Origin of the sequence: Paenibacillus sp. GYB003 (assembly GCF_036577625.1) — a bacterium.
Classification (GTDB): domain Bacteria; phylum Bacillota; class Bacilli; order Paenibacillales; family NBRC-103111; genus Paenibacillus_AB.
The window spans coordinates 143086-164675 of the sequence record NZ_JARBDC010000001.1 but is presented as its reverse complement, the minus strand read 5'-3'; the positions used below and the strand labels follow the sequence as shown (position 1 = coordinate 164675).

The 21590-nt window shown below is 56.0% G+C and carries 25 protein-coding genes; 22 read left to right on the top strand and 3 right to left on the bottom strand.

The features are described 5' to 3' along the window. The first annotated feature begins 130 nt into the window (after positions 1-130). Together PV407_RS00815 and PV407_RS00810 are read left to right on the top strand one after the other, a co-directional pair. Entirely contained in the window at positions 131-1474 is a 1344-nt protein-coding gene (locus tag PV407_RS00815; protein ID WP_332087948.1) for an ABC transporter substrate-binding protein, read from the top strand. Positions 1475-1531: 57 nt separating this feature from the next. Beyond that, positions 1532-3400 (top strand): discoidin domain-containing protein, encoded by a 1869-nt coding sequence (locus PV407_RS00810; RefSeq protein ID WP_332087947.1) that lies wholly within the window; start codon positions 1532-1534, stop codon positions 3398-3400. Positions 3401-3561: 161 nt separating this feature from the next. On the opposite strand, the gene PV407_RS00805 is transcribed toward PV407_RS00810, so the two are convergent. Then, a complete protein-coding gene (locus PV407_RS00805) occupies positions 3562-4284 on the bottom strand; it encodes an SOS response-associated peptidase (protein WP_332087946.1) in 723 nt (240 codons plus the stop codon). Positions 4285-4504: 220 nt separating this feature from the next. On the opposite strand from PV407_RS00805, the gene PV407_RS00800 reads away from it, so the two are divergent. Further along, positions 4505-4717, top strand: a complete 213-nt coding sequence (locus PV407_RS00800) for a WYL domain-containing protein (protein WP_332087945.1) — start codon at positions 4505-4507, stop codon at positions 4715-4717. A 151-nt stretch (positions 4718-4868) separates the two neighbouring features. Beyond that, the gene (locus PV407_RS00795; protein ID WP_332087944.1) at positions 4869-5204 is read left to right on the top strand and encodes a YolD-like family protein; all 336 of its coding nucleotides are present in this window, start codon (positions 4869-4871) and stop codon (positions 5202-5204) included. Positions 5205-6391: 1187 nt separating this feature from the next. Here the strand turns inward: PV407_RS00795 and yqeK are convergent. Next, entirely contained in the window at positions 6392-7054 is a 663-nt protein-coding gene (gene yqeK, locus PV407_RS00790; RefSeq protein ID WP_332087943.1) for a bis(5'-nucleosyl)-tetraphosphatase (symmetrical) YqeK, read from the bottom strand. A gap of 220 nt (positions 7055-7274) precedes the next feature. On the opposite strand from yqeK, the gene PV407_RS00785 reads away from it, so the two are divergent. From PV407_RS00785 to PV407_RS00745, 9 genes are all read left to right on the top strand, one after another. Next, the gene (locus PV407_RS00785; RefSeq protein WP_332087942.1) at positions 7275-8579 is read left to right on the top strand and encodes an arsenic transporter; all 1305 of its coding nucleotides are present in this window, start codon (positions 7275-7277) and stop codon (positions 8577-8579) included. A 166-nt stretch (positions 8580-8745) separates the two neighbouring features. Beyond that, complete coding sequence (locus tag PV407_RS00780; protein ID WP_332087941.1) at positions 8746-9606, top strand: aminoglycoside phosphotransferase family protein; 861 nt, start codon at positions 8746-8748, stop codon at positions 9604-9606. 28 nt (positions 9607-9634) lie between these two features. Then, positions 9635-9967 (top strand): DUF3024 domain-containing protein, encoded by a 333-nt coding sequence (locus PV407_RS00775; RefSeq protein ID WP_332087940.1) that lies wholly within the window; start codon positions 9635-9637, stop codon positions 9965-9967. Positions 9968-10010: 43 nt separating this feature from the next. Next, entirely contained in the window at positions 10011-10436 is a 426-nt protein-coding gene (locus tag PV407_RS00770; protein ID WP_332087939.1) for a GNAT family N-acetyltransferase, read from the top strand. A gap of 403 nt (positions 10437-10839) precedes the next feature. Continuing rightward, positions 10840-11448 carry a transglutaminase-like domain-containing protein gene (locus tag PV407_RS00765; protein ID WP_332087938.1) on the top strand — a complete coding sequence of 203 codons (609 nt, stop codon included), beginning with the start codon at positions 10840-10842 and terminating at the stop codon, positions 11446-11448. A gap of 93 nt (positions 11449-11541) precedes the next feature. Continuing rightward, positions 11542-11967 (top strand): MarR family winged helix-turn-helix transcriptional regulator, encoded by a 426-nt coding sequence (locus PV407_RS00760; protein WP_332087937.1) that lies wholly within the window; start codon positions 11542-11544, stop codon positions 11965-11967. 189 nt (positions 11968-12156) lie between these two features. Next, positions 12157-13527 carry an MFS transporter gene (locus PV407_RS00755; protein ID WP_332087936.1) on the top strand — a complete coding sequence of 457 codons (1371 nt, stop codon included), beginning with the start codon at positions 12157-12159 and terminating at the stop codon, positions 13525-13527. A gap of 253 nt (positions 13528-13780) precedes the next feature. Next, positions 13781-14098, top strand: coding sequence for a thioredoxin (trxA, locus tag PV407_RS00750; protein ID WP_332087935.1), 318 nt, complete (start codon positions 13781-13783; stop codon positions 14096-14098). Between the two features lie 74 nt (positions 14099-14172). Further along, on the top strand, positions 14173-14574 hold the full coding sequence (locus tag PV407_RS00745; protein ID WP_332087934.1) for an Rrf2 family transcriptional regulator: 402 nt from the start codon (positions 14173-14175) through the stop codon (positions 14572-14574). A 121-nt stretch (positions 14575-14695) separates the two neighbouring features. Here PV407_RS00745 and PV407_RS00740 read toward each other — a convergent pair whose 3' ends face one another. Continuing rightward, a complete protein-coding gene (locus PV407_RS00740) occupies positions 14696-15460 on the bottom strand; it encodes an exodeoxyribonuclease III (RefSeq protein WP_332087933.1) in 765 nt (254 codons plus the stop codon). 127 nt (positions 15461-15587) lie between these two features. On the opposite strand from PV407_RS00740, the gene PV407_RS00735 reads away from it, so the two are divergent. The 9 genes from PV407_RS00735 to PV407_RS00695 all read left to right on the top strand — a co-directional run bounded on the left by PV407_RS00735 (position 15588) and on the right by PV407_RS00695 (position 21361). After that, entirely contained in the window at positions 15588-16373 is a 786-nt protein-coding gene (locus tag PV407_RS00735; RefSeq protein ID WP_332087932.1) for a sugar phosphate isomerase/epimerase family protein, read from the top strand. Between the two features lie 513 nt (positions 16374-16886). Continuing rightward, positions 16887-17021 (top strand): hypothetical protein, encoded by a 135-nt coding sequence (locus PV407_RS00730; RefSeq protein WP_332087931.1) that lies wholly within the window; start codon positions 16887-16889, stop codon positions 17019-17021. Positions 17022-17045: 24 nt separating this feature from the next. Next, positions 17046-17633 carry a hypothetical protein gene (locus tag PV407_RS00725; protein WP_332087930.1) on the top strand — a complete coding sequence of 196 codons (588 nt, stop codon included), beginning with the start codon at positions 17046-17048 and terminating at the stop codon, positions 17631-17633. Beyond that, positions 17630-18358 (top strand): nucleotidyltransferase domain-containing protein, encoded by a 729-nt coding sequence (locus PV407_RS00720; RefSeq protein ID WP_332087929.1) that lies wholly within the window; start codon positions 17630-17632, stop codon positions 18356-18358. Before PV407_RS00725 ends, PV407_RS00720 begins: the two co-directional genes overlap by 4 nt. Before the next feature lie 29 nt (positions 18359-18387). Continuing rightward, positions 18388-18822 carry a GNAT family N-acetyltransferase gene (locus PV407_RS00715; RefSeq protein ID WP_332087928.1) on the top strand — a complete coding sequence of 145 codons (435 nt, stop codon included), beginning with the start codon at positions 18388-18390 and terminating at the stop codon, positions 18820-18822. A 61-nt stretch (positions 18823-18883) separates the two neighbouring features. Beyond that, positions 18884-19591, top strand: coding sequence for a class I SAM-dependent methyltransferase (locus PV407_RS00710; protein ID WP_332087927.1), 708 nt, complete (start codon positions 18884-18886; stop codon positions 19589-19591). Positions 19592-19631: 40 nt separating this feature from the next. Continuing rightward, entirely contained in the window at positions 19632-20171 is a 540-nt protein-coding gene (locus PV407_RS00705; protein WP_332087926.1) for a DUF402 domain-containing protein, read from the top strand. Positions 20172-20202: 31 nt separating this feature from the next. Beyond that, positions 20203-20724 carry an NUDIX hydrolase gene (locus PV407_RS00700; protein WP_332087925.1) on the top strand — a complete coding sequence of 174 codons (522 nt, stop codon included), beginning with the start codon at positions 20203-20205 and terminating at the stop codon, positions 20722-20724. Positions 20725-20764: 40 nt separating this feature from the next. Next, positions 20765-21361, top strand: a complete 597-nt coding sequence (locus PV407_RS00695) for a GyrI-like domain-containing protein (RefSeq protein WP_332087924.1) — start codon at positions 20765-20767, stop codon at positions 21359-21361. The last annotated feature ends 229 nt before the right edge of the window (positions 21362-21590 follow it).

The window sequence follows — 21590 nt, the reverse complement described above, 5'->3', positions numbered from 1 at the left end:
TACATATTCGAGCTGAATAATAAAGGGGCGTGTTGACAAACGAGCATGAATGAACATGGTGATCGCGGAGAAGTCGGTTAGTCGATTTTCGATTTTTGCCTCAAATTCCGATTGGAAAGGAACTGGTGTAATGAACAAGTATCGTTACGCAAAAGTCGGCTTGACCGTTATGGTTGCGCTTTCAATGGCCGCCTGCGGCAAGAGCTGCGGACAGCCGGCCCCGAGCGGCGCCAACGCGCCGGCGGCCGATAGCGTGGACAGCTTCACCAAGGAGCCGGTCAAGCTCACGATCGTCAACCATGGAGCGGGCATCAATCACGAAACGGATTTGGAGAACGTCATTTTGAAGCCGATCCGGACGATGTACCCGAATATTTCGATCGAGTTGATCAAAGGAAAGTCGCTGAACGACATTATCGCGGCCGGGGATACGCCGGATTTGATCGCGACGAGCAACTTTTATTTGGACCTGCTGCTCGGCATGGGACTGGCGACCGACTTGAACGAATTCGTCAAAACGTTCAAAATCGACCTGACCCGTCTCGAGCCGGAAACGATCGCCACGCTGAGCCGGTACGGGAAAAAAGGCGAGCTGTACGGGATGCCCTATTCGATGAACTACGGCATTATGGCGTACAACAAAGACATTTTCGACAAGTTCGGCGTAGCGTATCCGAAGGACGGCATGAACTGGGACGAAGTGATCGAATTGGCCAAAAAGCTCACCCGCAAGTCGGATTCGACCCAGTATCTCGGCATCGACCCGGGACTGCCGCAGGTGATGACCCGTCCTTATTCGCTGCCGGTAACGGATGCGAGCGGGGAGAAGGCGGCGCTGACGACCGACGGCTACAAGATGGTATTTTCGAAGCTGCGGGCCATTTACGACATTCCCGGCATGATCGATCCGAAGACGAACTACCTGAAGGACAATATCGATTTCTTCCTGAAAGATCAGCGCGTCGCGATGGAGCCTTACTGGATTTCCGCCTTGTCGACCCGCGTTCTGCCGCTGGCGCAGCAGGGACAAAATTTCAACTGGGACCTCGTGTCGTTCCCCAGCTATCCGGACAAGCCCGGTCTCGGGCGGGAAGTCGACTTTCATCTGCTGATGGTGACGCCGTCGAGCAAAAACAAAGATGCGGCGTACCGCGTTCTTCAAGCGCTGCAAAGCACCGAGGCGCAAGTGGTCATGAACAAGGGCGGGCGGCTAACCGCTCTGAAGGATCCGGCGATCCGCAAAGACTTCGCGGTCGACCTGAACATTTTCGAGGGCAAAAATTTGGCGGGGGTGTTTTCCGTCAAGCCGGCTCCGGCTCCGCGAAGCAGCATGTACGACTCCAAAGGGTACTCGTACTTGAACGAAGCGCTGAAAAGCATGATTTTGTCGAGTACGGACATCAATACGGCGCTGCGGGAAGCCGAGGAGAAAACGAACAAATATATCGAGGAAGAAAAGCAGAAGCAAAAGTGAGCGTAACCGCATGCCCGGGTACTGCGGCATCGCAACCATCGAAGGAGGATTACGCCGATGTTGGAATGGATACGTTGCTTCGCCGTCCGCTTGACGGCGGCCGCTCTGCTGTTCGGAGGACTGGCTTGGGATGGCCGGATCGTCGACGCCGAAGCCGGCAAAGGGCGCGGGGAGAAGGGGACGGTCACGTTTTCCGCGTATGCGTTCGGCGACGACGCTCCGCGCGAGCCCCGGATTCGGCTGGAACTGTCGTGCGGGAACGAGGCGGTTGCCGAAGCTTCCCTGAAGCCGGACCCGAAGGATGCGAAGACGCTCCCGTATCGCGCGGACGAAGGCGAACGCTGCGAGGTTCGGGCAAGCGGGTGGAAGGGGGCTTCGATCGGCGCGGAAGTCGTTTTGACGATTCGCCATGGAGATGACGTTTTGGGTCGGCGCATCGCGCATCCGGGCGAAGGCGCGGCCGTTTCGGCCGAATTCCATGCTCCGGCCGGAGCGCTGGACGTCGAGGTGACTCAGGAATTCACGCGGCAGCCTCTCGGAACCCGCTTGCGGGTCATGGAATGGAACATATGGGGCGGCGGCCGGGAAGCCGGCGGGGCGCAAAACGTCGACTACCTGATCGAAGCGATTCGGCATCACGATCCCGACATTTTATTCGTGGTCGAGACGTACGCGTCGGGCGAAACAATCGCGAACGGACTGAACGCCGGCCTGCCCGAACACCGGCGGTACGAGGCGATCAAAGTGAGCGTCGACCCGGCGCATTTGCCGGACAAGGACAATTTGTGGATTTTCAGCCGGTACCCGATGGTCAAGCGCTACCCCGTCATCAAACATTCCGGTTTGATGGGAGACTTTCACTTCGGCGGAGCGAAGGTGCGCCTTCCGGACGGTCAAGAGGTGAACGTATTCGATACTTGGCTGTACCATGAAGGCGGGGCGTGGGGATCGGTGAACCGGACGGTCGGGGAAGCGACTTACGGATTGCCGCGCACGTTTACCGACGCCGAGCTGTTGGCCACGGACCTGGTACGACGGCTTCAGATGACCCGAAAAATTGTGGACTACAATCTTCCGACCCTTCTGCGGGGAGACGATTCGCCGATCATCATGGCGGGAGATTTCAATACGCTTTCGAACGAAGACTGGAGCGCCCGGTTTGCGGATGCGCCCGGACACGGCGGTCTCGCTTTGCAATGGCCGGTGACGCAGCTGATTCGGGAAGCCGGATTTACCGATACGTACCGATGGGCCAACCCGGATGCCGGCCGACATCCGGGCAGCACCTGGAGCCCTTATTACGGATACGGCATGGCGCCGGGTCGCATCGACTATATTTGGACAAAAGGCGAGCAGATGCGCGTACTCGGATCGTTTACGTTCGACCGGAGGTTGCCCGGACACGAAATTCCGGGACATCCGTTCTATTCCGACCATGCGGCCGTCATCACGGATTTGATGGTCCGCAGCGCCGCCAGCTGGCCGGCGAAGCCAAAACCGGCGGAGCTGGTCGTGCCGGCAAGCGGCGTCAAAGCGGTCTCGACGAGCCAGCATGCCGGCTACGAGGCTTCCAAAGCGACGGACGGCAGCTTGCAGACGATGTGGCATTCGGAATGGGCTCCGCTCGCTCCGCTGCCCCAATCGATAACGCTTGATCTCGGCGCGGCTTACGACGTGGTCGGACTCGATTACCAAACCCGGACCGATTTCAAGCCGGACGGACTGATTACGTCGTACAGCGTATACGCCAGCTCCGACGGGGCGAAATTCGTCAAAGTCGCGGACGGAAACTGGGAGCGGGACTATTACCGGAAATCGGCGAATTTTCGCGCGCCGGCTGCCCGCTATATCAAGCTGGAGGCGACGGCCGGCAGCGGCGGGGTCGCATCGGCCGCGGAAATCGCGATCCGTTACGCCCCGCGGTAAGACGAGCCGGAATCGCCGCCGAACCGAGCCGGATTTGCAAACGAAAGACGCCTCCATTTCCGCTTGGCACGGCGATGCCGGAGGCGTCTTTGTTCGGGTTCGGGCGGGCGCCTCCCGGGAGTCCGTTCCCGTTTCCGTTTCGGATCGAAGCGGCCTGCCGTTTATTCGCCGGTTTCCGGAACGGCTCCGAACGACGGCGCTGCGCCGACGGCGACTTCGCGCACCAATTCCGGACCGTCGTTGTTGACGTTGCCTACGCCGGGGGCGACCGGATACGCCCTCATCAGCTCGGCCGGAAACGGCTTCAGCATGTCCAGCAGCAGGGCGGCGTCGCGGGTGCCGCGGTCGAGCCAAACCGCCTCGTGCTCCGGCCGCAAAATGACCGGCATCCGGTCGTGAATATCGGCCATCAGCCGGTTCGGCGTCGTCGTAATGATCGTGCACGTGCTCACTTTTCGCCCGTCCGGAGCCGTCCACGTATCGTACAGGCCGGCCATGGCGAACGGCGCCTCGTCCTTTCGCGTAATGCGCATCGGCTGCTTGCTCTTGCCGCCGTTCGTCTTCTTCCATTCGTAAAATCCGTCCGCCGGGACGAGGCACCGTTTGCGTTCGAACGGAAGCCGGTAAGCCGGCTTCTCGGCGACCGTCTCGGCGCGGGCGTTGATCATTTTCGCCGCGCCCGATTCGTCCTTGGCCCACGACGGGACGAGCCCCCATCTCAGCTCGCCGATCCGGTTGCGCCGCCCGTCGTGAATGACGGCCGGGATGAGCTGCCCCGGCGCGACATTATACCGGGGGCGATGGTACAGCGTAAATTCGCCGTCGATATGAAAACGGAGCAGCAGCTCCTCGATCGAAATGGTGATCGTATATCGCCCGCACATATGCGTTCCTCCCCGTGCGCTCAACGTTTCTCTCAGCTCCATTGTACGCTTTTCCGGCCGGCGATTCCACCGGGGAGCGGGCCGGCCGCTTCCCGGCATCCCGCCGGGCGGAGCGCACGCATGGAGGCAGCAAAATTTTACCTCTTGAAACAGGAATATATGTTCGCTTATTGTATATACTATTAGGGAACAAATGTTCCTATATCGGGGAGGGGTGCATATGGCGTCGGGCATGGAGCGATACGTAGGCCGGACCGTCGAGATCATTTATATGGACGGAAGCGGCCTGTTCACGCAGCGCACGATCGTGCCGCTGGCCGTTCGGGGCGATGCGGCTTACGCCTATTGCTGCCGGAAACGGGCGCCGCGTCTGTTTAAGCTCGATCGCATCCTGGCCGTCGCGCCTGCGTCGGGCGGGCGAACGACCGGATGAACGGCGGCGGCCCGACGTCGAACGCCGCGTTTTCGCGCCGACTCCGCGGACATCGTCTGCGACATACGCGGCCTCGCCGTCGATCGCGGAGGCTCCGCGTGCGGCGCGCGCGCGTAAAACCGGGCGGATGAACAAGATCGGAGGTGCGTATATGGGCAAGAAGCTGGAAGGGAACGGTCTGTTCGAATCTTCGCGGATGATGCTGCCGGAACATCGGGAGCAATTGGTGCGCAGGCGGGACGAGAGCGGCTGCAGGCGGCGTCCGTCGCTGGACGACCAGCTGCTGGAGCAGTTCGCGCTGCTGCTGCTCGAATCGCTCGAAGGACATGGGGAAGTGGCCGTCGGCGTATTCGATCCGGTGCGCGACGACGTCGTTCGGGGGCGCGTCGTCCAAATCGATTTTACGCTTCGGCGGATCAAAATGGCGAACGATACGGAGACGGTGTCGATCCGGTTCGCCGACATCGTCAACGTGGCGCGGGTGTGAACCGCGCTTTTTTTGTCCCATGGTCCGATGCAGGCGGATCTTTTTCTTTCGTTTCTCTGCGGAAGCGCGTCATACAGGGGATCCGCGGCAACCGGGCGGATCCGGGCGGATCCGGGACCGGTTGCTAACGAATCGTACGATGCTTATTGGCGGAAAAACGATCGTTTTTCAAGGCTAACGAACCCATGTATCGTTATCGAGCCGAAAAGGGACAAAATCGATCCGAATCGCGGGTATTAACGTTACTAGAGTTCGTTACAATTTCAAACCGCCGCATTCGGCTCCGATAACGATCGCTCGATTCGCTAGATTGCGTTGGAGCCTAATCCCCGTTCCCTCCCCATGGCCAGGCGTATCGGTTTGCGCGCCAAAGATTTTTTGATTATCTCGCGGTATGGATGCGAGCCTTTTGAACGCTAAAGCATGGGGCGGGCAGCGCCTTTCGTTTCCACGTCCGGCGTATCCGAATCCTGCGGAGCCATTTGGAATAAAACCGAACGGGAAAACCTCCTGTTAACTCGCTCTCCTATAGGCGTCGTTTCGAAATACCGGGAGAAGCTCCCGGTAAAATGGCGTCGAATCGGCAAAAAGCGCGGTTTGGATGAATGTAGCGGGATGTTTTCCCGTTTGTTTTGCCCGGAAACGGGAATCGACCGAAAATAGCGGGAACATTTCCATCTCGTTCCCCGCTCCGCTGCCGTTTCGGCACAGCCAACAAGGTTCGGTGTGCGCAGAAAAAATCGTCCGTCCCGACCTTCGCTAAGCCGGAGCGGGTTTCCTGCTGCCGGCGGAGGGAGATGGCGATACCGGCTGTATGACCTGCGCCGGCGTCGTCGAGAGCTGGAACGGGGGGGGCGAGCATGGGGCGGCGGGACGGGCCTCAAGTTCCAAGCGTCTAACGGACATGGCGGCCGCTAATGAGCCTCATTTCAGCTTATTTGTTTTGTAACGGACACAGGCGCAGCTATTTGGCGAAAAGCCCCCTTTTGGACGGCGGTTCGGAGCAAATAAGCGCAGGTGGTGTCCGTTACGCTTGGAAAACGGCCGATTTTCGCGAAATAAGCGCCGTGGCGTCCGTTACGTTTCGGAGGCCGGCTGTTTTCGCGCATCCTTGAGATACGTCGATAGACGGTTTTCCGAATCGCGCGACGGGACAGGGCGCCGCGGAGGCCGGAGCGCGAACGCCGTCAGCGATCCGTTTCGGAAGCGGGCCGAACCGGTGCCGTAACCGCCGAGCGCTCGATCGCCTGAAGCAAATCGGCGCGAGCGTCCGCCAGCCAAGGGTGAACGACTTTGAGCGTCTCTTTGCGCTCCCACAAGTAACCGATGTACGCCATGGCTCCGTGCTCCAGCGACCGCTCCAGCTGCGCATTCAAATCGGACAAATACGGCGGCGTCCCCGGCTGATCCCACGCCACCTTGTCCGCGACGAAGACGACCCGGTCCAGCAGCGTGGAAGGCGCCTTCAGCGTCGTATGGCAGCCGATGGCGTCCAGCACGTCCCGCTGCCCGATGCCGAACCGATGCCGGGCAATTTCCACGGACAGCTTCTGGTGGACGATCATCGGAAACGTTTCTTCCTCCGGCAGCACGTCGACGCCAAGCTCGCGGGCGACGCGTATGCGCTCGGCGTTCGGGTAAATCGCGCTGATGTCGTGCAGCCAGCCGGCGATTTCCGCTTTGTCCGGATCGGCGCCGAAGCGGATCGCCAGCGCGCGCGCCTCGGCGCCGACGGCCATGCAGTGCTCCGCCGTTTTCGGGCAGCCGCGCTCGACGAGAAAACGGCGAACGTCCGCGGCCAAATTTCCGCCGGGGCGGAACGCAGATTCGTTTGCAAACGATGGATGCATAATCGGCATCTCCTTAAGGGGGCTGTATACTACGGACATTCGATTCCATTATAACCGGCCGGCTTTTCGGAAGATAGACGAAGTGCATTCGACCGAGTACGCTTGATTCCTCTTTACGCGGCGGCTCTTTGAACTTATAGTAGAAGTTGCGAAAAAATCGTGCCTGTCAGCGCAGCTTGCAAAACGACTGCCGCTGCAGGATTCGGGGGGACTTGCCGAAGTGGTCGCGACGATATCGGCCCTGGCGCTTTTTTTGTTTACGATGACGCTCGTCATATGGCAGCCGAAGCGGCTCGGCATCGGTTGGTCGGCGTCGGCGGGCGCCCTGCTCGCGCTGCTGCTCGGCGTCGTCGGCTGGCACGACGTGGCGACGGTAGCCGGCATGGTTTGGAACGCGACATTGACCTTCGTCGCGCTCATTATCATTTCCGTCATCTTGGACGAGATCGGATTTTTCGAATGGGCCGCGCTGCATATGGTCCGGCTCGCCGGCGGGGACGGCCGGCGGATGTTCGTCTATATCGTGCTGCTCGGGGCGGGCGTATCGGCCTTGTTCGCCAACGACGGGGCGGCGCTGATTTTGACGCCGATCGTGCTGGCCCAGGTGCGGGCGCTCGGGCTGCAGGAAGCGCGCCTGCTGCCGTTCGTCATGGCGAGCGGCTTTATCGCGGATACGACGTCGCTGCCGTTTATTATCAGCAACTTGACGAACATCGTGACGGCGGACTATTTCGGCATCGGCTTCGTGGAGTATGCGACCCGGATGTTCGTCGTCAATTTGTTTTCGCTGGCGGCGAGCTTGGCCGTGCTTTACGTCGTGTTTCGGCGTAGCGTTCCCGACCGGTACGACATCGCCGGAGCGCGACCGCCGGCCGAGGCGATCCGCGACGCGAAGCTGTTCCGGCTTTCGTGGGCGATATTGGGCATTTTGCTGGCGGCGTACTTGCTTAGCGAATGGATCGTCGTGCCGGTATCGTTCGTCGCCGGCGGGGTGGCGCTGCTGTTTTTGCTCGCGGCGCGCGGCAGCCCGGTCGTTCGGGCGAAAAAAGTGATCGTCGAGGCGCCCTGGTCGATCGTCGTCTTTTCGCTCGGCATGTACGTGGTCGTATACGGACTGCGCAACGCGGGGCTGACGGAGCTGCTGGGCGCCGCGCTGGAGCGGCTCGCCTCCGCCGGCTTGTTCGCGGCGACGATGGGCATGGGCGTGATCGTCGCGGTGCTTTCCTCGATCATGAATAACTTGCCGACCGTGATGATCGGCGCGCTCGCGATCGACGAGACGACGACCGACGGCATCATGCGGGAAGCGCTCATTTATGCGAACGTCGTCGGCACCGACCTCGGGCCGAAGATGACCCCGATCGGCTCGCTGGCGACGCTGCTTTGGCTGCATATTTTGTCGCGTAAAGGGGTCCGCATCACGTGGGGCTACTATTTCAAAATCGGCGTTCTGCTGACGGTGCCGACGCTGCTCGTCACGCTCGGAGGGCTGTACGTCTGGCTTCGGGCGCTTTATGGCGGATGAAAGGCGAGCCGGACGGCCCGCAAGATTTGCAAACAAGGAAGGCGGCAGAGGCGGTTCTCCGAACGGAGGCCGCCTTTCTTTTTTTGCGGGAAGCAGGTATTGCCGGGGCGATATAGAACTTAGTGGTAGGGCCGGCGCGCACCGCGAGCGAAAGGTAGATTTCCTTATGATCCATCCTGTCACGGAAATAAACTGGAGAGAGAAAAGCGAAGCGATCGATCTTCTTTTGGATAATAGCGGTTCCGTAACCGTCGTTCCGCTCGATTCGGGGCTTGAAGCGGAGGTTGCGAAAATCGGTCTGCAAGAAACTAGCTTCGCGCTCAAAGTTTGGAATAAAGCTTCCAAGCCGCATGTGGAAAGTCAATATAAGCTGCTGAAGGCGTTGTACGATAAAGGGCTGCCCGTTTCGCAGCCTTTGGGGTGGGGAACGGATCGGGAGGCGAATCCGGTATTGCTCACAAGCTTCGACGGAACGCCGGTGACGAAAGTCGATCGGTCGGTGCTCGCTTTGCTGGCGAAGACGTTATCCGAAATTCACAGGTTTCCGACGGAGCCATTGGACGGTTCCATACTTCGCCAATACGACTTTATCGATTACTTTTATCCGAATATGGAGCGGCATGAAGATCTGCACAGGCTGCTTGCCCGGCTTGTCGCTCTTGGCGATATGCGGCAAACCAAGCTCATTCACGGCGACTTCAACCTGGGCAATGTTTTGGAAGCGGAAGGAACGTACACGGTTATCGATTGGACGAACGGACAATACGGCGATCCGAGGTACGATATCGCCTGGTCGATCGTATTGGTCCGGATTTACGTCGGTCCGAAGTACGGCGATATGTATAAGGCCGCGTTTTTGTCGGAACACCCTTATACGCCGGACGAACTCGAATTATTCGAGGCTATCGCTTGTTTGCGATGGATTTTGCTGAACCGAATCGCCGATCTGCCCAAAGGCAAGCAAACAATCGCGAGAGTAACAAGCATCTTGAAAAGCAACATCCATTTGCACGAGAAGCTGCTTTAAAACCATACATCCGAAGGAGTGACGCGACGTGCTGGACGCGTTTACGAAAAAAAGAGTTGAGAAAATCATGAGCGATTACACCGAGCAAAAAATACCGAAGCATCTTAAAAACCAGATCAAACTAAACTACAAGATCCGAGGCAACAATGTAACCCTGGTTGAAGAAAGGCCGGCCTTTCGGGGCGATCAATGGGTCCAGCTGGACATCGCCCAATTCCGCATGGAGGAAAACAAGTGGAAGGTGTACTGGCGCGACAGCAAAGAGAAATGGCATTTCGTCGAAGACATCGTTCCCGACGAAGACTTTGTCAAACAGCTGAAAATCGTCGATGAAGACAAACGAGGGCTTTTCTGGGGATGAGCGCGGTTCGGCCGAACTTGACTAACGGAGCGGAGCGGATAGTATGACGGCAAATACGGATCAGGAACTAATTATCAGCGACGATAAATCGTTACTCGACCTGGATACGATTTTCGAATTTTTGTCGAAAAGCTATTGGGCGAATAAACGCTCCAAAGAAACGATCGAGAAATCGATACGAAATTCGATTTGTTACGGGGCATACTTTCAAAACAAGCAGGTCGGCTTCGCGCGCGTCGTAACGGACGGGGCGACCATGTATTGGCTCTGTGACGTATTTATCGACGAAACGTGCAGAGGCAAAGGAATCGGAAAGAAACTGGTCGAAACGATCGTGAATTCGGAGCCGCTGCGAAACTTGACGGGATTGCTGGGGACGAAGGATGCGCACGGTCTGTACGAACAATTCGGCTTTCAGTCGGATCGGGAAAAAATGATGAGACGGCTGCCCGATTTTTTAAGGAAATGAACGGAGGGGGGCCGGCAGATGAAGAGCCCGGAATGGGACGCGGCTCGTTACCCGATCGGTCATTTTGCGCCGATCCCTCGGCTGTCGCCCGACGAGCGCAATCGTTTCATCGAGCAAATCCCGGACTTTGCCACAAGGAGCGCTCGTCGATCATCTTAGTCCGGCTCGGCTGCAAACCCCGTATCGTCCGGAAGGCTGGACGATTCAGCAAGTGGTGCACCCTATCGCGGATAACGATATGAATGCCTGCATCTCCGGTTGAAAGCGGATGGGATGGACATAGGGGGCGGCGCCGGACGACGATCGTCAGCACGCGCGAAGAAACGAGCTGAAAAAAACGATTGATTTAACATACAACATGATGCATTATAATACATAAATCGATAAAGCGGAGCGATGCATCATGATAGGGACGATCGAGTCGAACGATCTTGGCGACTATTTGCACGAAACGGAAGAATTGGATTTCGGCCATCCGGTCATTCAACGGAAGGCGGCCGAACTGAAAGCTAAATCGCTGCCGGACATCCAGCTCATCAAAGAAGCGTTCGAATACGTACGCGACGAAATATCCCATTCTTGGGATATTCAGAGCAAGCGAATAACAAGAAAAGCTTCGGAAGCGTTGATACATAAAGAAGGAATTTGCTACGCGAAATCCAACTTATTGGCCGCTCTGCTTCGCTGCCTCGGAATTCCGACGGGCTTCTGCTACCAGCGGCTGACGATCGGCGATCACCCGGATACGGGGTATTGCATTCATGCGTTGAACGCCGTGTACGTACCGAGCCTGGCCAGATGGATCCGTCTTGATGCGCGAGGCAATAAAGCGGGAGTGGACGCGCAATTTTCCGTCGATGAAGAGCGGCTCGCTTTTCCGGTGCGGGATTATTACGGCGAAATCGATTATCCGACCGTGTATTCCAGTCCGAATCCGAAAACGATGCGGGTGTTACGGGAGCATACGGATTGCTTGGCGATGTACCGCCATGGTTTGCCGACGGAGCTATAACCGCCGGGCAAATGCGGGAATTGACAACGGAAAAAGATGCGAATATAATGGCCGTAGCAACTATAATCATGTCAATTATAAGGGAGTACGGCCTTGGAATTAGAAAAATATATCGGCGTCAATGTGCAGCGCGCGGCTCTTAAGCTGAATAACTATTACCAAAAAGTGGTGAATCCGTTCGATATTACAGTGGATCAGTGGGAGATCCTGGTCGTCCTGTGGGAAAAGGAAGGGATTACCCAGAAGGAGCTTGCCGAAAGGCTGCACAAGGATCAGACGAACATTGCGCGAATGTTGTTCAAATTGGAGAAGAAAGGGTTTATTTATCGCGTGATCCATGAAACGGATCGCAGGTCTTTGCGCGTCTATTTGACTCCCAAAGGCCGCGAAATGAAGGACGAAATCCTTGCTCCGTCCATCGAGGCGTACAAAAATACAATCAAAGGCTTGACGGAAGAGGAGGTAGAAACGTTTCGGAGAGTTCTTACGGTCATGTATAACAATGTCAAAGACTTATAGCCGGTTGGAAAAGGAAATCCGGGGAAGCGAAAGGTCGGACTCCCTGCAAACGGGCGGGATATATAGTTGCTGCGACCATTATGGTCAAGACTGTTTAATAAATGCTTTATTTAAGAAAGCAAATGCAATAACGGCCCATATACTTGCTGTGACAAGTAATGTCATGGCAAATAATTAGGAGGATGCACCATGGACAGATCCGAGCAAAAGTTCGGAATTTTTCACGCCCCGTACCGAGCGTTGACCGTCGGGATCATTCTGGCCGTGACGACCGTGGCGTTCGAGGGATTGGCGATCACCACTATCGCGCCGAGTTTGGCGCAAAAGCTGCAAGGGCTGCATATGTACGGATGGATATTCAGCGCTTTTCTTTTGGCGCAAATCGTCGGAACGATGGTCATCGGTCAACGGATCGGCAAAAACGGCGTGTTTGCATCGTTTGTGGCGTCGATTGTTTTTTTCGTGATCGGCATCGTTATTGCGGCCGCTTCCGTGAACATGGGGATGCTGATCGCGGGGAGAGCGCTTCAAGGGTTTGGCGCGGGGGCCATCGTTACTTGCGTTTATTACAGCATTACTGCGGGCTATCCCGATCGTTTGAGAACGAAAATACTTGCCATGTTTTCAGGCGCCTATATTTTGCCTGCGTTAATCGGTCCTTATGTTGCCGGGCTTTTGGCCGAGTCCTTGTCCTGGCGGTTCGTTTTTTGGCTCGTGCTTCCTTTCATCGGCCTGGCTGTCGTGCTGACGCTTCCCGCTTTTCGCAAATTTTCGGCGCAAGGGAAAGGCAGCGCCGGAAACGGCGGCAAAGAAGGATATGCGGTGCTGCTGGCCGTCGGAACGGGCATGCTGCTGACCGGATTAAGCTGGATTACCGAATGGAAAGGGATGGCGCTTACGGCGGCAGGAGCGGTGATTATGGTTCGGCCTTTGCGCAAGCTTCTGCCCGAGGGCACTTTCGGCGCCAGAAAAGGCTTGCCCGCGACCATCGCTTCAAGAGGTTTGTTTGTCGCATGCTACAGCGCCACCGAAAGCCATGTGGTTCTGGCATTGACGGAAGTGAAGAAGCTGCCTGCGGATTTGGCCGGGCTTATTGTGGCCGCGGGGGCGTTAAGCTGGTCGACGGCGGCTTGGCTTCAGTCGAAACTTGACGCCAAAGACCGCGGGGCGGGCCGACGCAAACGGGTGATGGCCGGTATCGGTTTCATGATCGTCGGTGTTGCGGCGGTAATGCTGGCCGTAGGTATTCCCGAGGGCGGAATCGTATTGGCGATTAGTTCGCAGCTATTCACCGGGTTCGGTATCGGCCTGGCACATCCGACTACCGGAGCGATTGCGCTGCAGCATGCGAATGCGGGCGAAGAAGGAGAAATATCGGCGAGCCTTCAGTTTACGGATGCGTTCAGTCCGGGGTTAAGCATCGGGATCGGCGGCGCTTTCATTGCCGTAAGCGAAACGTTGGGCCCGGGATTGCTGACGGGAATCGTATCGGCTTTGTCTCTGCAGTTGCTTTTCGTGATTCAGAGCATCGCGATTTCGTTTCGCATCCGTCAAGCATAAGTACGGATGCCTGCGAAACGATGATCGCCCAACCGCCTTCCTTGAACGTCGGGGACTTGACTCCGGCCAAATTGGTCGCTATTATAGATATGTAAAGTCTTTTATTGAATCGGTTATTTTTTTTTTGTTCAATCACAGACACTGAATGTCTTTAATATCTTTTAATGAACGAGGAAGGAGGAATGTCGGTGCAGCGCAGCTAGCGAAATGTATTGTAAATAGCCGTTATCCAATCAAAAAGGAGAAGATACCGATGACCGTTTGCCATTCGTCAGACAGCACGTTCCGGCACGATATGCGAAAGGAAGGATACACGATCGTCAACTTTTGGGCGCCTTGGTGCAGTCCTTGCCAACTGTTTGCCCCCGTGCTCGAAGCCTACGACTCGGATCGGCGGGACGATGTGAGAATTGTGAAAATAAACGTGGATGAGAACGCGGAAACCGCGTCCTTCTTCGGAGTGATGTCTCTTCCAACGACTCTTTTATTCAAAGACGGAAAGCCCGTCGATAAGAAAATCGGCTATATGTCCAAAGAAGCCTTGACAAAGTGGGTTTCCGCAAACCGTTGAGACGGCGGCCGCTTGACTGCGGCACGTTCATGCCTGTATCATGGATATAAGGAGTCTATGATAGAGGTGAAACAATGAAATTTTCCAAGGCCACCAACTACGCTCTCCACACGATGCTCTTCTTGGTTGCCGAAGCGCCGAACAAGCCGGTAGGCGTACAATATTTGGCGGAGAAGCAGGGCGTATCCCCCGCTTATTTATCGAAAATATTGACGAAGCTGGTGAAGGCCGGGCTGATCGATTCGATATCCGGAGCAAACGGCGGTTATACGCTCGGGGCGCATAAAAAGGAGATATCGTTTTTGGACGTCATTCATGCGATCGAAGGGACAGCCTCTTTGTTCAATTGCTGTCTGGACGGCGAAACGGAATGTTTGATTCAGAAGGCAATGGTTTCCGCCGAGCAGGCGATGGAGGAAACATTGAAGAAGCAAAAGCTGGCAGATCTTGCGGACCAAATCGCGGTGAAAAAGTAACGGTTTGCTCTCGTTGGAAGGCGATGCGAAGGCCGATGAAGGGACGGCCATACGCATCGCGCACGAATGTCCGCTTCCCGGGAAGCGGACATTCGCTTTTTTTTGCGCGGAACCTAAGACGTCAGCCGTCCAACCCGGCCATCTCGAGCGTGATCGGGCAATGGTCGCTGCCCAATACCGCGTCTTCGATGCCCGCATCGGTCACGCAGTCGGCCAGTCTTTCGGAAACGAGGAAGTAGTCGATCCGCCATCCGATATTACGCTCCCTGACCTTGGGCATATAGGACCACCACGTATAAGCGTCCGTCCGGTCCGGGTAGCGATGCCGGAACGTATCGATGAAGCCGGCGTCCAGCAGCCGGGTCATTTTCTCCCGTTCTTCGTCGGTAAAGCCGGAGTTGCCGCGATTGCTCTTGGCGTTTTTCAGATCGATGTCCCGATGTGCCACGTTCAGGTCGCCGCAGGCGATCACGGGCTTGTCCCGGTCCAGCCGCTGCAAATAGTCGCGGAACCGTTCCTCCCATTCCAGGCGATAGCCGAGCCGGGACAAATCCCGTCTGGCGTTCGGCGTATAGACGTTGACGAGATGGAACGCTTCGTATTCCAGCGTAAGGATTCTGCCTTCGGGCTCCCGGTCTTCCTCCATTCCGTACCGTACCGACAGCGGCTCGATTTTCGTAAATACGGCCGTGCCGGAGTACCCTTTCTTCTCCGCGTAATTCCAATATTGCGCATACGCTTCCCCGTGCTCGAGAACGAGCTGTCCTTCCTGAAGCTTCGTCTCCTGAACGCAAAAAATATCGGCTTCCGCTTCTTTGAAATAGTCCATAAATCCTTTGTTCACGCAGGCTCTCAAGCCGTTTACGTTCCATGACACCAGCTTCATGACGATATATGTTCCCCTCTCCTTCGATCGACTCTATTATAGCAAGCCGATACGGGAAATGGACAGAGCCGGTTGCTCCGGCAAACGGCGGCGGTTATCCTTAAGGAGGAGGAGGGCGAATCGCGCCATGAAGCTGGGAATGCCGACTTTGGTCGAATATGAAGCCGTCGAGAACCATATCGCGTTATGCAAGGAGCTCGGGCTCGATTTTATCGAGCTGAATATGAATTTGCCCTTTTGCACGCCGGAAGTATGGAACGGCCGGGATTTGGCGCGGCTGAAGGAGCGGCACGGCATCGATTTCACCGTTCATTTGCCCGAGGAGCTGGACTTGTCTTCGTTTCATCCGTCCATCCGGCGAGGTCATCTCGAACGGTGCAAAGAGACGATGGAATGGGCCAAGGAGGCCGGGATCGCCACGATCAACATGCATCTGAACAACGGCATTTATTTCACGCTGCCGGACGCCAAAGTATGGATCAACGAAGCGTACAAGGAGCGGTTTACGGAGCTGCTGCTCGACTCGTACGAAGAGCTGTACCGGCTGGCGTCGGCATATCGTATCGAATTATGCATCGAGAATACCTGCAACTTTCATTTGCCGTTTGTTCAGGAAGCTTTGGCGAAGCTGGACAGCCGGTTTCGCCAATTTTACTTGACGTGGGACGCCGGCCACGATGCGAAAGCCGGGTTCCGGGAAGAGCCGGTGCTGATGAGATACGCGGAGCGGATCAAGCCTATGCATGTGCACGACTATAACGGCAAATCCGATCATCAGCCGCCGGGCAGCGGGCTTGTGCCGATCCGGGAAAGACTGCGGTTCGCGCGCGAGCGCCGCCTGTCCGTCGTCATCGAAGTCAAGACAAGCGAATCGCTGCGGCATTCGCTGCGCAGCTTGCGGACGTTTCTCTGATTTTCGAAACTCGCGAAATCGGGAGGCGGCAGGACGGGGACGGCGCAGAGAACGGAAGCGATCCGCAGCTATTTCAAAAGCTCAACCGTCAGGACGATTTGAACTGCTTCCTGGCTGTTTTGGTGGGCGACGGCTAACGAACCGTATCGTTCTTATTGGCGGATATCCGATCGTTTTTCCAATCTTACGAATCGGTGTATCGTTATCGAGCCGAAAATGGAAAAAAAGCGATCCGATTTGCCGGAAATAACGATATGGGAGTTCGTTACGAATTCAGAACCTCCGTATTCGGCCCCGATAACGATTGCAGGGTTCGTTACCCGTATAATCGTCCGTCGGTTTTGCTCAAGCGTTCGCCCCCTTTTCGTCTGGCGCCGATTCCAATTAAACTAATAGAAACCATATCCGGGAATCTATGAAACCGTACCCTGTTGGTCTCGAGCTTGCGGTTTGACAAAATTCGGAAAACGAATGACAATGGTTTCACGATCCATAAGGTTGAGGGCGAAAAGAATGGCCGAACCGATTGCCGACCGGTTTCTGCGGGCGGCCGGCTTGCTGGCGGTTATCCCGTCGGACCGTCTGCCGGAAATCGGTTGCGGACGCGGAGATAAGGGGATTCAGCAGCAGCGACAGCTGCGAGCATAAGGAAAAAAACGATGCGAGGTGCCGATGGACGTCCAGCGCTTGTACCACTACTACGAACGGAAAACCGGGCCGTTCAAAAACTTGTCGGATTTAAGCTTGGAAGAGGCCGCGATCATCCAAAACCGGTTGAAGCATGAACAAGTATTTGCCGGCAAACGGTCCGACGACTATTTGCTTATCCGCGCCGAATTGGAAAGCAAGGCAAGAGAGCTGTTCGTCCGCAAAGGAGGAAAGCCGGTTCGGAAGCGGCCGCATTACATGACGTTGGGGGAATGCCCGTGGATCAAAAGCTGGTACAGGAACGGCTGCGAGCTGAGTATCCCAATCGATCGTTTTGATCCCGCCGCAATAAGCTTTACGTACGGCGATTTGTTCCCGACGATGCGGGTCGATGACGGAACCATTTACAGAGGGCAAGTTTACACGAAAAGCGAAATATTGGAGCTGATACATACGTTCGGAATGCCGCAGCAATGGAACAAGGACGGGAGCCAAGGACCGGAGCGTTATATTGAAGCGCAAATTTGGGACGATAAGCCGCTGAGCCCCTATATCGGACGGAAAGATGCATCATTCCAGCATATGCCGGCGGATGGCGGGGGAGGATCATGACGATTTCCAAAGAAGAAGCGCTACGGATCGTAAACGAATTCGCCGAAGAAGCCGTAACGCTGCTGCCGAATCGCATCATAGCCGTATTCCTGGTCGGTTCCTTGGCAACGGAAGAATATGTTCCCGGTCGAAGCGATATCGATACGATTCTCATGGTGAGCCGTCGCATCCGGCAGGAGGAAAAAACGCTTATAAAAGAAATCGCGCGAAAGTATCGGATGAAGTATCGGATCCCGAAAGGGTTCGGAAGCGTCCTTCTGACGGAAGACGACGTGGCGGGACGCGGAGAAAACGGAGATCCCGAGCTTGTTCCCGAGCTCATGCGTCTTCAAAAACAAGGCGTTTTGGTTTGGGGAAGCTGTGACGTTTCGAGCGTACAAGAACCGACCCGCGAAGCGTTTTTGCGGTATGCGAAGCAGTTCCATAGCTGGCTGCGAGAAAACTACATCGATATTCAGCCGGAAACGATGACGTTCGACGCGAAAGTGAATACGCTTTTATACGAGATCAGGCTGTACGTCTGGTCGAAAACGGGAGACTATTTATTTTCGAAAAGAAAGGCGCTCCATCGCTTTATCGAAATAGCCGAATTCGGAAGCCGAACGGAACTGCTCGAAATGGCCGCTTACTTGGAGGCCGGCAGCTGCGACCGTTCCCTGGATATCGGAGCCCTGCTGAAGGACGTGTCCGATTACGTAAGGAACGCAATCGACCTGGATCGATGACGGAAGGAAGTAGGGAGGGAGCGACTGGCATGAACGATAACGAGATCATCATTCGTCATGCGGAGCCGGACGATATCGCCGGGATGTGGCCCATCATCGAGTCTGACTCGGACCGGAACGAACGGCTGTTTATAAAGCGAGTGGCGGAAAAGCGGCTGCTGAGCGATCATTTCATTCCCGTCGCTCGGCTACGTTCGGAGGTGCTGGGCTATGCGTGGGTGCACGACTATGGTCCGCACATACGCGTCGGACATCGGACGGCGCGGCTGAACGATTTATTCGTTAGCGAACGGCACAGAAGATCGGGAATAGGCAGACTGCTGTTCATGGCGGTTACGAGCTGGTGCGAAGCCCGAAACGTCAGATGGCTGCAGTGGCAGTCGAGCGAGAAAGCGATCCAAGTTCTACGAAAGCTTCGGGCTCAAGGGCGAGCGGTGTCCGGATCCCGGTCATCCGTTTTTTGAAATCGATTTCGGCGAGAAGAAGACGCAATAGCCGCAGGTTGGAGATAGGGAGGCGGTCGATATGGATACGTCCGAGGAACGCCGTTTTTTGCTCGAATCCGTCAAAAGCTGGTTTCAACGCGACGAGCAGGTTCGGCATTATGCGAACGAGTGCGGAGAAGGACCGACGGCGGCCGAGCGCTATTTGCTCGACGCATTGCCGGCTGGCGTCTCCGTGTTGGATGCAGGCTGCGGCGCGGGAAGAATCAGCGTCGTTTTGGCCGAAAAAGGGTACCGGGTAACCGGCATCGATGTGAGCGAACCGCTGCTGGACGCCGCCCGGGCATGGTCCGAGAAGCGAAAACAGGACGTGCGTTTTGTTCGCGCGGACGGACTCGCGCTGCCGTTTCGGGACGAGCAGTTCGACATCGTCGTTGCGTTCAAGCTATTAAGCTACATCCCGACGGAGCGGCTGCGCAACGAGTATTTGGCGGAGCTTCACCGCGTGCTCAAACGCGGCGGGACTTGTATCATGACCCAGCATACCGTGCCTGACGAATGGATCGACGACGCCGAAGACGAGCATTTCTTCGGCAGTCCTGCGTCGCAATTCGGCATTGTGGAGAAAGGCGATACGTTTCCTTCCGGGGTCGGTTACGCGCATTGGTTTACGGCGCGGGCGTTGGCGGACGAACTGGGGCGTACGGCGTTTGAAATCGAACTGTTCGCGGACGACTCGGACCATGGAGGTGCGGGGCTGATCCGCCTGATCAAGCTGAAAAAGAGATAAATACATTTGCCAAGGTCCGCAAATCGGGGAGTGCGTAGAGATGAAACGGAAAATCGCCGATCGTCCGAACTGGACCCGTATCGTCCGAAAACGATATTACCAGGAAGACGTGCGGGATGATGTATTTGAAGGGAAGCTGGCTTTGCTCCGTCTTGACGAAGTCAGGGAGCCCTTATACGTAACGTACGGGGAGCACCGGGTTTGCATTGTCGACCATGGCCATGCCTGGCTGATGTTTTTCCCGGAGCATGGCCGATACAGTTTGACGGTGATGCTCGACCGGAACAATAACGTGCTGCAATCGTATTTCGATATCGTGCGCTCGATTCAAACGACGGAGGATGGAATCCCCGTAATCGAGGACTTGTACCTGGACTTGGTCGTCTTGCCGTCTGGACAATATTTCATTTTGGACGAGGACGAGCTGGCGGCGGCTTTGGCGGAAGGCGCAATCGACGAGCAGCTGTTTCATAGGGCGACGAACGAGCTGGAAATGCTGAGAGTAAGCATCGCTGGAGGCGAACATGAATTAATCGCGAATATGCGGCGATATTTACGCTTTGTCGAGAAATACAAATGAACGAAAATTGCGCGAAAAGGATGATGCGGACATGTTCTTTGTAAATGCGAGAGCGATCGTCGAACGGGAGCGTGACGGGAAAATCGAGATTGTCGTCCAAACGCGAAACAAACCGAACGAACCGGCCCGGCTCGAGCTTCCCGGGGGGAGAATCGAACCGTTCGAGTCGCTCACGGCCGCGCTGCGACGGGAGGTCAAGGAAGAAACCGGACTGGATGTCACCTATATCGAGGGGGAAGAGACACGACTCGATACGGCCGGTTCCAACCCCGATTTCGTCGTGGAATGCGTCCGGCCTTTCGCCGCTTACCAAACGATCAAAGGTTCGTTCGATTCCGTAGGGTACTACTTTATATGCAAAGCCGAGGGGAACTTGTTGCAGGAAGGGGACGGTACGATAGGCATTCAGTGGATCGAGATCGGCAAGCTGGCGGACATGATGCGGGAAGATCCGCTTCAGTTCATAAATGTCGATCGCGCGGGCATCATGTTCTATTTGAAGCACCGGGGATGGTTGCAGGTCATTCCGACACAAACCATCGAACCGGAATGAAGCGCCGAACCAAATCAATGAGGAAAGCTATGGTGAGATTATGCCTATCGTCGACAATCGCAAATCGTACGGTTCCGTTTACCGGATGAAGCCGGACGCCATCGAAGTGGTGCAAGTGCCTCCGATGCAATTTATCGTGCACGAGGGTAAAGGCAGGCTGAGCGGAACGGGGCGTCCCGAACAAGATTGCTGGGCGATCTGGAAGACGGTCAATCAGCTCAAGCGAATATCGAAAGAACGGGACGGCTACCAGTTTATGCTGATGCCGCATGAGATCGTATGGCATGAACAAATCGGCGACGACGAATGGACGTTCACGGAAATGATGCATGTCCCCGATCGGATCACGATCGACATGTATGAAGAAGCGAGAAGGAACGTCGAGAAACGGTATCGGAACGAAATCGTGCCCGACACCCGATTCGTCTCCATCAATCAAGGCTTGTGCATCCAGAAGCTGCATGTCGGACATTACCGCGAGTCGGCCAGAACGGTCGAGCAGTTGTACCGGTTTGCGGAAACGGGGGGCTACAAAATAACCGGCGACAGAAGAGAAGTGTACGTAAATCCTCCGTTATGTTACCCGACTCCCGACAGGTGGGAGACGATCGTCCGGCTTCAGGTCAGCGAAGCTTAGTTTGGAATATGCGGATCGAAGAAATCGAACGGCTCAAACGCGAAGGTTCGGAGTCGAACAAAACGTTACAGGACCAAGCAAACCGGATCGGCATTATCGATCAAACGAAGAACGAGCATCGGTTAAAACTATTTTTCAGCATAGACGATGTCGACAATGTGGAGTTCGGCAAATACGGAATTCCGGAATCATGGAAATCCAAGTGCAGCAGCGCAGATTCGGAGGAAAC